General features: G+C 50.7%; 1 protein-coding gene. It reads right to left on the bottom strand.

The window, feature by feature from the left end; all coding sequences use genetic code 11:
- Positions 1-479, bottom strand: a 479-nt coding sequence (locus tag A3773_RS19785; RefSeq protein WP_197462837.1) for a hypothetical protein, incomplete at both ends; no start/stop codon positions are given.

The raw sequence follows: 479 nt of genomic DNA, 5'->3' as shown, positions 1-479 counted from the left end.
TTTTGGGTGAACTTTTCATCGGTACCTGTTCCTCCTTCCCCCCCTTCCCTCCCTTTCCCTTTCTCCCCCTCCTTCCCCTTCTTTTTCCTTCCCCTTCTCCCCCTCCTCTTCCCTTTTCCTTCCTCTTCTTTCTTCTTCTCTTCCTCTTTTCTTCTTCCCCCTCCCCTCCCTCTTTTCCCCTCTCTCCCCTTCCCCCCTCCCCTTTCCTCCCCCCCTCTTCCCCTCTCCCCCCTTTTCTCCCCTTTCTTCCTCCCCCTTTCTTTTCTTTCTTTCTTTCCTTTTTTCCTTCCCTTTCCTCCCCCTTTTTTCTCTCTCCCCTCCTTCTCCCCCCTCTCCCTCTTTCTCCTTTCCCCCCTTCCTTTTCTCCTTTTTCTCCCTCTCTTTTTTCTCTTCTCCCTCCTTTTTCTCCTTTTCTTTTTTTTTTTTCTTCCCCTCCTCCCCCCTCTCCTTTTCTCTTCCCTCTTCTTCCTTTTTTCTTC

The sequence above is a fragment of the Neptuniibacter pectenicola genome (genome assembly GCF_001597735.1).
In the GTDB taxonomy this organism is placed as follows: domain Bacteria; phylum Pseudomonadota; class Gammaproteobacteria; order Pseudomonadales; family Balneatricaceae; genus Neptuniibacter; species Neptuniibacter pectenicola.
The sequence above is the reverse complement of the archived record's forward strand: the minus strand, read 5'-3'. Positions and strand labels throughout refer to the sequence as shown.